Source organism: Agrobacterium sp. LR_9, from assembly GCF_041954855.1.
In the GTDB taxonomy this organism is placed as follows: Bacteria; Pseudomonadota; Alphaproteobacteria; order Rhizobiales; family Rhizobiaceae; genus Agrobacterium; species Agrobacterium leguminum.
In genome coordinates this window covers 77924-91930 of sequence record NZ_JAVAYA010000012.1, presented here as the reverse complement: position 1 = coordinate 91930, position 14007 = coordinate 77924, and the positions used below count along the sequence as shown (strand labels likewise).

General features: G+C 56.0%; 10 protein-coding genes and 1 pseudogene. 4 read left to right on the top strand and 7 right to left on the bottom strand.

Annotation, left to right across the window (positions count from 1 at the left end):
• Positions 1 to 3141, top strand: a complete 3141-nt coding sequence (locus RAC79_RS15345; protein WP_307008424.1) for an efflux RND transporter permease subunit — start codon at positions 1 to 3, stop codon at positions 3139 to 3141.
• Between the two features lie 158 nt (positions 3142 to 3299).
• Entirely contained in the window at positions 3300 to 3923 is a 624-nt protein-coding gene (locus RAC79_RS15340; RefSeq protein WP_307008425.1) for a TetR/AcrR family transcriptional regulator, read from the top strand.
• 580 nt (positions 3924 to 4503) lie between these two features.
• On the opposite strand, the pseudogene RAC79_RS15335 reads toward RAC79_RS15340, so the two are convergent.
• Positions 4504 to 4878: pseudogene (locus RAC79_RS15335) on the bottom strand (transposase); the annotation flags it as partial.
• 678 nt (positions 4879 to 5556) lie between these two features.
• Here RAC79_RS15335 and RAC79_RS15330 point away from each other — a divergent pair.
• Positions 5557 to 6780, top strand: a complete 1224-nt coding sequence (locus RAC79_RS15330; RefSeq protein WP_307008427.1) for an NAD(P)/FAD-dependent oxidoreductase — start codon at positions 5557 to 5559, stop codon at positions 6778 to 6780.
• A 759-nt stretch (positions 6781 to 7539) separates the two neighbouring features.
• Here RAC79_RS15330 and RAC79_RS15325 read toward each other — a convergent pair.
• Genes RAC79_RS15325 through RAC79_RS15305 form a run of 5 tightly spaced genes read right to left on the bottom strand, consistent with a single transcriptional unit; the run spans position 7540 to position 11571 of the window.
• The gene (locus RAC79_RS15325) at positions 7540 to 7926 is read right to left on the bottom strand and encodes an ester cyclase (RefSeq protein ID WP_142187816.1); all 387 of its coding nucleotides are present in this window, start codon (positions 7924 to 7926) and stop codon (positions 7540 to 7542) included.
• A gap of 52 nt (positions 7927 to 7978) precedes the next feature.
• Positions 7979 to 8752, bottom strand: a complete 774-nt coding sequence (locus tag RAC79_RS15320; protein WP_307008430.1) for an SDR family NAD(P)-dependent oxidoreductase — start codon at positions 8750 to 8752, stop codon at positions 7979 to 7981.
• On the bottom strand, positions 8745 to 9773 hold the full coding sequence (locus RAC79_RS15315) for a zinc-binding alcohol dehydrogenase family protein (RefSeq protein ID WP_374997210.1): 1029 nt from the start codon (positions 9771 to 9773) through the stop codon (positions 8745 to 8747). The genes RAC79_RS15320 and RAC79_RS15315 overlap by 8 nt, the downstream gene beginning before the upstream one ends.
• Positions 9770 to 9991, bottom strand: a complete 222-nt coding sequence (locus RAC79_RS15310) for a hypothetical protein (RefSeq protein ID WP_307008433.1) — start codon at positions 9989 to 9991, stop codon at positions 9770 to 9772. The genes RAC79_RS15315 and RAC79_RS15310 overlap by 4 nt, the downstream gene beginning before the upstream one ends.
• Complete coding sequence (locus RAC79_RS15305; RefSeq protein ID WP_374997209.1) at positions 9988 to 11571, bottom strand: phytoene desaturase family protein; 1584 nt, start codon at positions 11569 to 11571, stop codon at positions 9988 to 9990. The genes RAC79_RS15310 and RAC79_RS15305 overlap by 4 nt, the downstream gene beginning before the upstream one ends.
• Here RAC79_RS15305 and RAC79_RS15300 point away from each other — a divergent pair.
• Positions 11543 to 12709, top strand: a complete 1167-nt coding sequence (locus tag RAC79_RS15300; protein WP_374997208.1) for a LysR family transcriptional regulator — start codon at positions 11543 to 11545, stop codon at positions 12707 to 12709. The genes RAC79_RS15305 and RAC79_RS15300 overlap by 29 nt on opposite strands.
• Positions 12710 to 12810: 101 nt before the next feature.
• Here the strand turns inward: RAC79_RS15300 and RAC79_RS15295 are convergent, their stop codons facing one another.
• Positions 12811 to 13962 carry an MFS transporter gene (locus RAC79_RS15295; RefSeq protein ID WP_307008440.1) on the bottom strand — a complete coding sequence of 384 codons (1152 nt, stop codon included), beginning with the start codon at positions 13960 to 13962 and terminating at the stop codon, positions 12811 to 12813.
• Positions 13963 to 14007 lie beyond the last annotated feature (45 nt).

Genomic DNA, 14007 nt, shown 5'->3' with positions numbered 1-14007 from the left:
ATGGCGCGGTTTTTCATTGACAGACCCATTTTCGCCTGGGTCATTGCAATCATCATCATGGGCCTTGGCGTCCTGTCGATCATGAGGCTGCCGATCTCGCAATATCCTTCGATCGCCGGCCCGTCCGTGGTCATCGGCGCGACCTATCCCGGTGCATCGGCCGAGACGGTCGCGGACACGGTGGTGCAGATCATCGAGAAGGAAATGACGGGCCTTGACGGGTTGCGCTACATCGACTCGTCGACGACCTCTACCGGTCGCGCGACAGTCACGCTCACCTTCAATCTCGGCACGGATCCCGACATCGCGCAGGTGCAGGTCCAGAACAAGCTCAGCCAAGCCGAAGCGAGCCTTCCATCGGAAGTGACACGCCAGGGCGTGACGGTTGAGAAATCGACAACTGGCTTCCTGATGGTAATCGCACTGATCTCCGACGATGGAGCCCGAAGTGCCATCGATCTCGCCGATTATCTTAACTCCTATATGGTCGAACCGGTATCGAGACTGAAAGGTGTCGGCAAGGTCGAAGTATTCGGGTCGGAATATGCGATGCGGATCTGGCTCGATCCTCAGAAGCTGAAATATTACGGCCTCTCGCCTACCACCGTCATCAATGCCATCAGCGCCCAAAACGCGCAGATATCGGCCGGTTCCTTTGGCGCGATGCCAGCGCCGGAAGGCCAGCAGCTCAATGCCACCGTCACCGCCCAGTCGCTCCTGAAGACACCGCAGGATTTCGAACGTATTGTTCTCCGTGCCGATACCGATGGCGGGCTGGTGCTGCTGCGCGATGTGGCGCGGGCGGAGCTTGGAACGGAAAACTATGAAATTACCAGCTTCTATAATGGCAAGCCTTCGTCAGGCATGGCGATCCAGCTTGCATCAGGCGCCAATGCGCTTGAAACGGCGGAACTGGTGAAGGCGACGATGGCTGATCTCGGGGCGTTCCTCCCCGCTGGCGTGAGCTATGTCATTCCCTACGACACGACGCCGTTCGTCTCGCTTTCAATCGAAGCAGTCATTCACACGCTCATCGAAGCAATCGTGCTGGTCGTTTTCGTGATGCTGATCTTCCTGCACAATCTTCGCGCGACGCTGATCCCGACGCTGGCCGTGCCGGTGGTTCTGCTCGGAACCTTCGGCATTATGGCGGCGCTCGGATTTTCGATCAATACGCTCACCATGCTTGCTATGGTTCTCGCAATCGGACTGCTGGTGGATGATGCGATCGTAGTGGTGGAAAATGTCGAGCGTATCATGCGCGACGAACATCTCGATCCCGTCGCGGCCACGAAAAAATCGATGGGAGAAATCCAGGGCGCGCTCGTGGGCATCGCCATGGTGGTTTCCGCCGTCTTCGTGCCGATGGCCTTTTTCGGCGGTGCAACAGGGGAAATGTACAAGCAGTTCTCGGTGACGATCGTCGCGGCCATGGCGCTTTCGGTGCTGGTCGCCCTGATCTTCACGCCGGCGCTATGCGCGACCATGTTGAAGGCCCATGACCACAATGCGAAGCCCGGCCTCGCCAGCCGTTTCAGCAACTGGTTCGAGCGCAATTTCTCATGGCTAACGACGCGGTACGGCAATGTCGTAAGGGCTTCCGCAAAAAGGCCGTTGCGAATGTTTCTCGTCTATCTGCTACTGGTTGGCGCCATGGTCTTCCTCTACCAGAAGACACCCACCTCGTTCCTTCCCGACGAGGATCAGGGAACCTTGATGACCATCATCCAGACACCGCCCGGTTCCACCGCGCAAAATACCGAGGCTGTTCTGGGCAAGGTGGAGAATTACTACATGAATGCCGAAGCCCAGAACGTCGAGTCTGTCTTCTCGGTTCGTGGTTTCTCATTTGCCGGTCAGGGCCAGAATATGGGCATGATGTTCGTCAAGCTGAAGGACTGGGAAGAGCGTAAGGGCAAGGAAAACTCTGCCCAGGCCATTGCCGCGCGTGCCTTCGGGCCTCTGATGGGCGGTATCAAGGAAGCGATCGTGGTTCCGCTGGTACCGCCGGCGGTGACGGAACTCGGCAATTCCAACGGCTTTACCGCTTTCCTGCAGGCACGCTCCGGCCAGAGCCACGAGCAGCTTCTGGAAGCACGCAATATGCTGCTGGGTCTGGCCGCCCAAAGCCCGAAACTCATGGCGGTCCGGCCGAACGGTGTGGAGGATGCATCTCAGTTCGAACTCAATATCGACTGGGGCAAGGCCGGGGCCGTTGGCCTCAGCGCTGCGGATGTCGGATCGTTCCTGACTACGGTCTGGTCGAGTTCCTATGTGAACGACTTCCTTTACGAGGGACGCATGAAACGCGTTTACGTGCAGGGCGAGCCTTTGGCACGCACCGGGCCGGAGGATCTTGCTCTCTGGCGGGTACCGAATGCGAATGGCGATTTCGTCGACCTTTCGACCATCGCCAGCCAGAACTGGGTATTCGGCCCTCAGCAGGTCAACCGTTACGACGCTCTTCCCGCCATGTCGCTGGAAGGGTCGGCGGCTCCGGGTTTCTCTTCGGGTGAGGCGCTGGCCGAAATGGAGGCGATTGCCGCAAAACTGCCGGCGGGCTTCAGCCTGCAATGGACGGGAATGTCGCTCGAAGAAAAGGATGCCGGTGCAGGTGCCCTTCCTCTCTACGGGCTCGCATTGGCAACCATGTTCCTTTGCCTTGCCGCGCTCTATGAAAGCTGGTCCATTCCGGTTGCGGTTCTTCTGGCCATGCCGGTCGGTATCCTCGGCGCACTTCTGGGCGCATGGATCGGCGGGCAGTCGAATGGCGTCTATTTCCAGGTGGGGCTTCTGACCGTGGTCGGTCTAACGGGCAAGAACGGCATCATGATTGTCGAATTTGCGCGAGAGCGAATGGCGCAGCTTGGCGAAAGCGCATTCGAGGCGGTTTGCCAGGCGGCGAAACTTCGCTTCCGGCCCATCCTGATGACGTCGCTTGCGTTTGGTCTCGGTGTCATTCCGCTGGTCATATCGACGGGCGCCGGCGCTGGCGCACGTCAGTCAATCGGCTTTGCCACCTTCTTCGGAACGGTGACGGGGACTTTGCTGGCGATTGTTTTCGTACCGGTGTTTTTTGTTCTGGTTTCGAGCGTATCAGGTCGCAGAGCTGCAAAAACGGCGAAACCAAGGAGCGCCTGAGTGACGTGTGGTGCTCCGCCACTGGAGGTGTGGCGGAGCGTTAGATCATCCTGCCGGACGTGGTTGCGGTGCGCTTTTGATCTCAAGCGAAGTTTGCTTTTGTCCAACTGGTTTGAGTAGAAAGCAACAGTGATATTCAGTCGTGGGAGTTGAGAGACGTGAGGAGAACAAAGGAGCAGGCGGCGGAAACGGGGCGGCAGATTTTGCAGGCGGCGGAGACCCTGTTTCTGGACAAGGGCTATGATAATGTCAGTCTTGAGGAAATTGCTGCTCTTTCGGGGGTTACCCGAGGCGCGATCCACTGGCATTTTAAGAACAAGCACGGACTTTTGCTTGCGCTCAGAAACGAGGCGCAGGAACCATTTCGGCAGTTTGCCGACGAACTTTCCGAAGGTCGCGGTTCCGCCTCCATCGAAAAACTTGGCGACATCATAACCGACACCTTCAAACTTCTCGAGCGTGACCCCCGCCAGCGCGGTCTGATTCGCGTGATGATGAGGCTTGATATCGCGCTAGCGGAGAAGGATGAGGGTGGACAAAATACCTTCCCTGAAGAGATGCACGAATTGTTCGTGCGAATCTTCAGTGTGATCGAGCACAATCCCGGCATGCTCAGACCTTGGACACCAGAGAAAGCTGCCTCCATGGTGTTTGCCGCTATTGGCGGTCTCATTACCGAATGGGCGTTGCGGAAAGGGCAATTCACACTTTCCGGCGACGGGGGACTGTTCATTAAGACCTTGCTGACCGGACTCCAACAGAGCGCACCTGACGACAACTGAAATTCTGACAATAGAAATCGCGATCCACGGCGGTGAGCTGAGACGCGCTTTGCGCAATCCACAAACGTTACGAATGAATCGTAACTCGCTTTTCTCATAGGCAAACTTATCTGGTGTCAGAGGATAAGGGCAGAAAGTGACTCCAAAATGAGAATGGTCGAAAATCGAATGTCGCTAAACACGGTCGTCTGGGACTGGCGGAGATGGCAAGTCCATCGGTATCGGTTCTGGCAAAGAAGCTCTTGATGTCTCGTCCTCCGCAAACATTCTTGGCGGTGTCCGGAGCACTTATCGCTGGCTATCACGCGGGGCACGGTCTTTTCCGCCAGCGAGCCTCGTCCTCCAATTCCTGGCTTCACCCTCTTGCCAACAGACGTCGTTTTTCCGGTTCAAGCCGTTTCAACCGGTCGTAGGGTTGGCTACGTTGGTTTCTCGGCTTACTTCTCGTCGATTTTGCGGTTCAGTTGCTGGCCAACCGGTTTCTTGACCGCAATTTTAAGGATATCTGCTGGGGCTCGAGGCAATTATTGGCGCTCGGGAACCTTGTTGCGGAGCTAGAGATCCGTCTCATTGTAAAGACGTAGATTCGCTTCGGGTTTACGGGCCAGCCTTCACGCTTGATAAGGATATGCACACGCCTGTAGCCGATGCGTACCCACGTCGTCGGCAAGCTTGCGCCTGCGGGCAGGCCTCAAAGCTTTTTTGAGTGCACATCCCGCAGCGTGGCCTTGTCCAGCGACACTTCCGCCACGATCCGCTTCAGCGTGGCATTCTCCTCCTCGAGCTGCCGCAGTCGCTTCATCTCCGAGGGCGTTAGACCGGCTTTTTTGCGCCAATTGTAAAACGTAGCATCCGAAATGCCCGCCTTGCGGCACACCTCACAGATTGGCGTTCCAACCTCTGCCTGCTTCAAAACAAGTGCGATCTGGTGTTCCGAAGACTTGGACGCTTTCATTGGATTCTCCCCTTCTTCCCAACAGGATCATAAGTGGAAATTCCAATTCTAACCGGCAAAATCTCTTGGAGTGCACGTCATGCCTAACCACGGGTCCTGCACTTGGCTCCGAGGTGAAGCGGTTGGCCCGAGCGGGTACAACGTACGTGACTAGTAGAGTGGACGAAGGATTCTTCCGAACGACTGTACCGGGGTATTTAGCAGGTAAATATGACGGATTTAAATAAGCAATTTCTCGCCCCCCCCGATTTCCTTTAGCTCTTACGTTGTAAGCCATCCAGCAAGCTTGTGATGGCATCGAGGTCGTCGACTCAGGGAGACACGATGGATGACCGAGTATCTCGATCAACTGGTTCCCTCTCGGGACCTGTCGACCCGTCAGATCAGAGTTGTCGCGACATCCGCTCTGTTGCCTGCATTGATTGCCATTCTCGCTGTCAATCCAAATTCTTTTGTTATTTCGACGGTCCTATCGGCTTGTTTCCAACAAACGTAAATAGGGGCAAACACGACGACAGTTGGGAGGCGCAGCAAGCCTTCGATGCGCCGGGAGCGTTGCAGATCGTGTTGGAGGCAATAAGGGAGAAATGATCGACCAGCCGGCCGCGGACGCGGGTGGGGGCCGAAGCAGGGTGAGTTCAATAACTGACAGTCGCACATTTTTTAGGAGGAGAAAGCATGAAAGACCACGTCGGAAAGAGGGTTGCGATCGTTGGTGCCGGACCTGGAGGGGTTTCTGCCGCGATCGCCCTTAGAAAAGCCAATTACGAGGTCCGCCTTTATGAGCAAAACCCGGAGCCCAAGCCGCTAGGGGGGGCTGTGCTGCTTTCAGTCCCTGTTCTTGCGGTACTACGCTACTACGGCATAGACGTGGTCAATAATTTTGGCCTTAAGACGCGCGTCCAGTTCCGCAACACCAAGGGTGGCGTCCGCGTGGACCTGCCGTTCAACGAGTCAGTCGAACAGGCGATGGGCATAGAGGGCTGGCACTACGGCATTCTTCGATCCTCTGCCTATGCGAAGATGGTAGATGTTCTCAACGTTCTTGATCCTGAAGTTATCAAGCCGGACCATAAGTTCGTTGCCTATGAGGAGCGTGACAACGAGGTCGTTGTCAAGTTCGACAACGGCAATGAGATTGCGGTCGATTTGCTAATCGGTGCCGACGGTATCCGCTCACGGGTCTCGCAGCAGGCGCTTGGCGGTCTCGACCTGTTCCATGTGGGCTTGCGCGTTTGGCTCGCTTGGTGCGAGGACATTGCCGAGCTTCCGAAGGACATTGGCGCTCTGCATCATGGTCGAAACGTGCAGGCGAGTTATTTTCCTATGAAGCATGAAGGCAAGCCGGGCTTCGAATGGTGGATTGTGGAGAGGTCCTCGGAAACAGCGGCTCCGCCGCGCGACCCGGAAGGCCATGTCCGTAACCTGCTGGCACCCTTTGCCTATCCCATGAACCTTTTTGCTGATCGGACGGATTTTTCGAAGCAGATCTTTAGATGGGAGGTTTACAACCGTCCGTCTTTGTCGAAATGGTCGAATGGACGTGTCGTCTGTCTCGGCGACGCTGTACATCCTGTTTCACCTTATGCGGCATACGGCATGGGTATGGCTATCGAAGACGGCTACTTTCTTGCCCGCGCCATAGGTACCAGCGACTTGTCAGACCGGATCACAGTAGAGCGCTCGATCGCGAAATTCGAAGCGGAGCGCGTCGCCTACTGCAACCAACAGGTTGAGTTTGCCCGAAAGCTCGGCAACATTTTCCATAAGGCACCGGCGCCACTTGCGTGGCTTCGAGACCAAGTGTTTGACCGCACAGGCCTGCTCCAGTCTATTGTGGAGAAAGATTATCTTGCTGATGCTGAGCGGATGTCGATGTCTCTGAAGGAGTTTCATGTATAATCGGGGTTGATGCGCCAGAGAAATGGCGACTAGATGACCCTCTGCCATCCCGGCGATTTTGGGACGGGAAGGCGCTCGGCTCTGCCAGCGTGCACCGCAAGGTGAGCCTGACTCGATGCGATGGCCGAAGGCTGTCCTGCTTAATGCCAGCGAAGATCTTTCGGAGGCACGCCTCAAGTCTACCGTCCGCACCACGCTATAGTCAATCTTAGACCGGGGCTGCGTTCTCGGTCCATAAGTTGGGAGAAACGCTGACCCACGTGGACTTGACGTCGACCGGGCGAGTTGATCGCGTGCCGATTGGGAGGAATGGGAGAAGATACGCGGGAGCCAATATATTTCTGTTATCTGGTGGTGCGACCTCGCTGAAGAGCACGTATATTGCAAGATGCTGCATGATCCGGTCGTACTCGCCAGAGAAATCCAGGTAGCGACATATTTCCTGGTAAACTAGAAGAGCAGCCATGGAGTGCGCAAACCGGACCCGACCCGTGCGTCTTCTTCCGGCAGGACATTGAAAGCGATCACTTTGGTCAGAAAGACAACGTAGTCAAGATCAACGGTTTACCGGCTCCGTTGAATGGCTATTGCCGTTTTCCAAATCTTGTGGCCGCAGGTCGTCCAAGCTGCACCGGTAGCAGAGGGGCATGATCAAAAAATCTGCTCGTTGACCTTAGGGCTTCACGAAGTCAACGTAGCTAGAGAGGCTGCTGATGGCTGAGAAGCTTCGAGCTATTAAATGATTTGCAGCGAATTCAGTTAAAACATGCCGTTTGAGTTGGCTGCCTGCTCGGGAATCGGCTGAATAACGTCCCAATGTTCAACCACCTTGCCCCTTACGATCCGGAATATATCCACCCCAGCAGTCCCACGATCTTCTTTGTTCAAGTGGGCACAAAAATGTATCGCTACGAGATCACCTTCGGCGATCGTGCGTTTGATCTCGATTTTGAAATCCGGAAAGTGCTGATGGAAACCTTTGACAAACTCGACAAATCCTTCGGGGCCGTTTGCCACCTGCGGATTGTGTTGTGTGTAGACCGAGCCTACATGTGCGCTAACGGCCGTAGCTGGGTCTTTCTCGACAAAGGCCCGGCGATGAAAATCTAAGGCAATTTCCTTGTTGGTCTGTATTTTCTCACTCATCCGAACACTCCCATTGAATTAGTTTGTCTTTTGGCGCGTTATTTGCGCCGCCTCAGACCGGCCTCGGAGTAAACATGCCTGCATACATGCCGTTATCGACAACCAGAACATGCCCGTTGATCGAGCGGGCTGCACCAGATGACAGAAATAACAATGCGTTAGCGACATCTTGCGCTGTGGCGATACGGCCGGTTGGGGAAACTGCCCTGAACTCCTCGCGCGAAATTCCGTAGACATCGATCGCTTCTTGCAGCATTGGCGTGTCCACGGGGCCTGGGCTCACGCAATTGCAATTGATGCCGTCGCGGCTGACCTCCATTGCCATCGCCTTGCAAAGATTGATGACGGCGGCCTTGCTGGTCGAATAGGCAAGGGCGTTGGCCATGCCGTACATGCCGGCAAGCGCGGTGGTGAAGAGAATTGCACCGCCGCCGTGCTGACGCATAATGGGAAGGGCGAGGCGCGATAGGCGAAAGGCACCGAGGAAGTTCACGTCCCAGACGGCACGTAGTTGCTCTTCCTCCAGGGTCTCGACACCGCCAGAAGTGCCGAAACCTGCGTTATTGATCAGGACATCGACGGTCCCGAACCGTTCGGTCGCCTCCGTTATGATTTTCCGGCTCAGTTCGGCGTTGCCGAGATCGCCGGACAGGCCGAAAGCCTCCGCGCCCAGCGTGCGGCATTGCGAGACGATGGGGTCTAGTGATGCGCGTCCGCTCAGGATGAGCCGTGCCCCCTTCTCGGCAAAGGCCAGCGCGGTGGCGAAACCAATTCCTGATGTTGCGCCGGTGATAACAACCACCTTGCCGTCGAAATCGTCAGCCATTTTGGTCCTCCATACGGCTCGACGGCACCAGAATAATCTTACCTTCGCTGTTTCGCTCTTCAATTAGGCGATGGGCCTCTTCCGCCCTAGCGAACGGCAGAACTTTCGCCGGCACAAGGTCGAGTTGGCCGCGTTTCACCAGAGTTTCCAAACTTTTTAATGCGGCAACCAAGATGTCTGGTCTACTGACGTGGTAGTAGCCGAGAAAGAAGCCGGTGACGCGGAGATTGCCCTCCAGCAATCTGGTGACATTGACGGGATTGGAAGTCGGGGCGGCATGGCCGTAGACCACGGCACGACCGTTCGGTACAAGGCAATCGATTCCGCCTTCCAGAATGCGTCCCGAGGTCGCATCCATGACGAGGTCGACGCCAACGCCGCCACTGGCTGCGCGCAAGGCGTCAACCCAGTCCGGCTGGGAGTAATCGACGACCGCTTCTGCGCCAGCTGCTAGAGCCAGACGGGCCTTGCTTTCATGGCCGACGCCGGCGATGACGCGTTTAGCGCCCAGTGCCTTTGCAATCCGTACGATTAAGGAGCCGACGCCGCCCGTCGCGCCCTGCACGAAGACCGTATCGTTTTTCTTCAACATGCCAGCATCTGTGAGAGCCAAGTATGCCGTCAGGCCCTGTATGGGAAGCATTGCTGCCTGTTCGGGCGAGAGACCCTCGAACCACGGCATGAGGTTCGTAGCCTCAACGGCGATATAGTCCGCATAAGCGCCGCCCACGATATTGGCACCAATGACCGACTCACCGATCCGCGACCTGTCTACACCTTCGCCGCAATCTTCGATGATTCCAGCAAATTCACAGCCCGGATTGAAGGGCAGCGGGGTAGGGACGGGGTAATGGCCGCCCCGCCGCCTGACAAGATCGGCAAAATTAACACCTGCAGCAAGAATCCGGACGATCACCTCACCCTTTTTGGGTTCGGGACGGGCTAGGGTTTCCACGCGCAGAACCTCGGGGCCTCCGGTTTGGTGAAAGCGGACCGACAGCATCGTTTTCGATAGGCTCATTTCTTTCCCCCCTTGGGACGTTTGAACGGTAGGCTCAACAAGAACCAGATCAATCTGGGCGTCAGCAGCCGTAAAGCCAGTCTTGCCTGTTCGGGCGTAATGACGGCAGACATGGGCATGGCGCCAAATATCTTGCCTTTGATCAGCAGGTCTGCGCCCTTTTCCTCAATCGAACTGATCGTCATGAGCTCGGTTTTGTCTGTGGTGAAGATTTTCATGCCGCGCTTACCTTGTCGAAATCCAGACCCATTGCCTCAAACGCCTTCATCGCGGCGGCTCTGCCTGCGCCGAATACGCCGCCGCCTGGATGCATGAACGGACCGACGAGGAACAGGCGTTCAATGCCGGGAACCGTCAGGCTGCCAAGGTCGGGTGTCGGGCGGTGTGAGCCGAATTGATAGGAATATGGCGCGATGCCGTGGATGTCGCCTTTTTGGAAGCTTTCTGAATCGCGTTCCAAATCGAGCGGACTGTAAACCGTACGGGCGATGAAATTATCCTTGCTAAGATTGGTGATGAATGTACCTGCTTTTTCACAAAGCCAATCGGCATATTCTTCCTTGTAGCTATCCCAGCGCTCAGCCCCGCCGTCCCTGAGGCCATAGGGCGCATAGCTGAACATCAGAAATGTCGCGTTTCCCGCAGGTGCTCTCGACGGGTCGACATTGGACGGGCAATTCGCGCCGAAAAGCGGTCTTTCAGGCAGCACGCCGTAACGCAGCTCATCAAAGGACCGTCGCAAATGGTCGAGCCTGGTGGGGAGCAACTCCGTGATGATCGTGCCGTTCACATGGTCGCCAGCCGCAAATTTCGCAGGTTCCTTGAGCGCGCCATGAACGACAAATGCGCTGAATGCTGCTGAACGTGTCTTGCGCGCGGCCGTATCGACGTAAGGATCAAGGTTGTCGATATACGCGTGGAGACGATGGGGGTGGAGTGCGCCAATGATGCAATCCCTTGCGAAATATTCGCCCTGCGCGGTCCGTACGCCGATGGCGCGGTCGCCTTTGACCAGGACCTTTTCGACTCTGGTTTCCGTGAGGATGGTCCCGCCGTGATCGCGGAGCTGGGCAACGAGTGCATCAGTCAGCGCGCCGCTGCCGCCTTTGGCAACACCAATTCCGTAGCGTTCGAGAAAGGCGACGAACATGAACAACCCAATTCCCGTTCCCATCTCGTCAGGGAGTTGAAGGTTTTCTGTGACCAGCTTGAGAAAATGCACCCGCACATAGTCGTTTTCAAAATACTCGGTAATGATGTCGAGGGCGCTTTTCTGCATGATCATCAGAATTTCACGACCCTCCCGGCTCTGGTCGAGCATGGCGCTCATGGCGCCGTTTGGTATCGGGGGTGAGTAGAGGCCAGACAAAAGCATGGGCAGGATGCGATCGCCCAATTCAGCAAGCTTCAGAAACGATTCCGCGTCCGGTTTTGAGAAGCGTTCGATCGCCTTATAATTCTTTGAACGGTCGGTATAAAGCGCCAGCGTCTCACCATCCTCGAAGACTGAAATATGCGGCGGATCGGGATAGATATATTCAAGACCGTAGAGCGATTTCAAACCGAGTTCGTCCTTCGCAAGGACCGGATTGGCCTGAATAAAGATGTGAGCGGTGCTGTGTTGATCGTGCCAGAAACCCGGAGCGGTCAATTCGCGCGTGACAACACCGCCTCCGAGCCAGGGCTGGCTCTCGATGACGAGAACGCTCTTGCCGGCTTTGGCAAGATAGCCGGCGGCGATCAGCCCATTATGTCCAGAACCGATCGCAATGACATCGTATGTTGTTGATATATTCAAGATTTCCTCCCAGAGCACGTGTGCCCGGCGCAAAGTGTTTCAGCCGGTCCACGCCACTAAAATTTTATTTGCGAAGATTGTATCGGGGCGCGAACCATTTGCAAAAGTGATTTCATTTATGTATTTCCATAACTGGCGCAATTGGTTGATGGCCCAGGCGCCTGGGCCACCCGTGCCCCCGTTGCATGAGGACCATCGACCGTTTTGGGGAGGCGAAATGCATTTCAACGGCTTGGATCTCAACCTGATCGTCGCACTCGACGCGATACTCAGCGAACGCAACGTTACCAGGGCGGCTGAGAAGTTGAATATCAGCCAACCCGGCATGAGCGGCGCGCTAAACAGGCTGCGGCAATACTTTAACGATGATCTTCTAACGCAAAACGGCAAGCAAATGATACCAACGCCTCTCGGCGCAACGCTTTCCGTTCCGGCCAAGGAAATACTGGCAACAGTCCGTTCGCGTTTAGCCGTGCAAACGCGTTTTTCGCCAGGGGATGCGCGGCGGAGTTTGACCGTTATGGTGTCGGACTATGCGGCTACGATCTTTCTGGCAAATGTTTTACGTGCGCTTGCCGCTGAGGCGCCGGGGATGACTTTCGATCTGCATCAATACGCCGATATCCCGGGTGACGCATTGGACGCGGGGCGCATTGACGTACTGCTCGGCCCCCAGCAGGCGCTCTCGCAAAACCATCCTTTCAAGCCGCTCTTCAAGGATGATTTCGTCGGGGTCGCCTGCGCGGACAACCATGCCGTGGATGCCGTGGCGGACATCGACTCTTTCCTGGCGATGCGACATATCCTTGTTAGACTGGGCGGTTCCGGCTTGCCTACCACTGACGCGACATTTCTCGAAAGGTCTTTTGCAGCTCGAAGGATAGAGGTGACCGTTCCGGCATGGAGTCTGGTGCCACATTATTTGATGGGGACACAAAGGGTTGCAATTTTTCATCGTCGGCTTGCCCGTGATTATGCGAGGCATTTTCCGCTTAGAATATTCGAAATACCCACGGCCCTCCCAATCTTCGAAGAATGCGTTCAATGGCGTGCTTCGAGCCGGGGCGACCCCGCAATTCAGTGGCTTGTTGAACGAATGGAGGCCCACGCGCGAACGCTCAACCAAGTGTCTGCATGATCGTGGACGGGAAGTTTAATATATCCCCATCGAATAAAGCGGCCTCGCAGTCGGTAAGACTGCGAGGCCGCTGGGATGGCACGCTCGATGATAACTGATAACTATTCGCCCGGGGCCGCAACAGGATTGTGGATAAACCGCGCCTTGGAAAAAGATATAACCGCAAGCGTTGCGCATACGCAGGCTGCAAAGCCGATTGCGGTATAGCCCGACATTTGTATCAGAGTCCCGCCAAGGATGGGGCCAACGGCCGCGCCCGTCATGAGCATCGCCGGCGTTGCGGCAACGGCCCGTCCGCTAGCGTCCAGCCGAGACAAAAGGCCGAAAGCAAAAGTGTGGGTGAAAACCATGGTCGCGACAAATACCGCACCTGCCACCGCATAGGGGAGAAAAGTAGAGCTTAACGTTATGACTAGCGCGAAAATAGCCTGCAGGACCGGGCCGGCAAGAACCACCTTCTCTGGGTTCAGTATCTTTTCAAGAAGGCCGGCGGCAGGGCCTGGGAACAGGTTGACGATTCCAAGAGCGATCAACACGCCGGCAACCGCGTCTGCGGAGAAACCGTGTCCGGTACCTATTTCCTGGTAGAATCCGAAGACCATCGACTGGGTGACAGCCATCAGGCTGATGCCCAAAATACCCGCCCAAACGGCGCGGCTGAGCTTTTGTGTGCCGGCAGCCGCAATTTGATCATGATCGACAGTTGGTTTTGGAAAGGCGAGCAGCGATGTCAGGCTCGCTAAAATCATGAGACCGCAGAAAACGAAAAACACCATTTCCCGACCCTGCGTGACCACAAGCTTCGGGACTGTCCCAAGGAATATCGTGCCGAATACGCCGATCGCCCCGCCAGCCATCGCGAACAGCCGGTGTGGGTTCAGGCTTCGCCCGATCGTGCCATGAGTAAAAGAAAGCGCCGTTCCTGCAGTGAACCCGGCCATTGCATGGCAAATGGCCATTGGTATGAAATGGGTCTGTTGCGTTGCTGCGGCCCAGGCTATCGCCGCCAAGGCTAGAGATAGTGTGCAGACTATCCTGCCATTGAAGTCGTTAAACCGCGGGGCAAAGATCAGGCTCGCAGCGACAGTTCCAATCAAGAAAAGTGTAACCAAAGCTCCGGCTTGTTGCGGATCAAAATGATACTCCATGATCAAGGTACTGATCCAGACCGGCAATGCCACCAGATCAATCATCCCAGCAACATGCGCGATGAGCAGCGCCAAGCGCGGGCGCAAAGTTTCTTTCGTAGCCATTGTGGCCTCCTCCGCCGATGTTTGGCTTTCGCTCGGCTCCCCCCG

Bases quoted from the DNA above. Each gene is read 5' to 3' on its own strand.
- RAC79_RS15345 (WP_307008424.1), top strand. From the start codon at position 1: ATGGCGCGGTTTTTCATTGACAGACCCATTTTCGCCTGGGTCATTGCA.
- RAC79_RS15330 (WP_307008427.1), top strand. From the start codon at position 5,557: ATGAAAGACCACGTCGGAAAGAGGGTTGCGATCGTTGGTGCCGGACCT.
- RAC79_RS15325 (WP_142187816.1), bottom strand. From the start codon at position 7,926: ATGAGTGAGAAAATACAGACCAACAAGGAAATTGCCTTAGATTTTCAT.
- RAC79_RS15320 (WP_307008430.1), bottom strand. From the start codon at position 8,752: ATGGCTGACGATTTCGACGGCAAGGTGGTTGTTATCACCGGCGCAACA.
- RAC79_RS15315 (WP_374997210.1), bottom strand. From the start codon at position 9,773: ATGAGCCTATCGAAAACGATGCTGTCGGTCCGCTTTCACCAAACCGGA.
- RAC79_RS15310 (WP_307008433.1), bottom strand. From the start codon at position 9,991: ATGAAAATCTTCACCACAGACAAAACCGAGCTCATGACGATCAGTTCG.
- RAC79_RS15300 (WP_374997208.1), top strand. From the start codon at position 11,543: ATGACATCGTATGTTGTTGATATATTCAAGATTTCCTCCCAGAGCACG.
- RAC79_RS15295 (WP_307008440.1), bottom strand. From the start codon at position 13,962: ATGGCTACGAAAGAAACTTTGCGCCCGCGCTTGGCGCTGCTCATCGCG.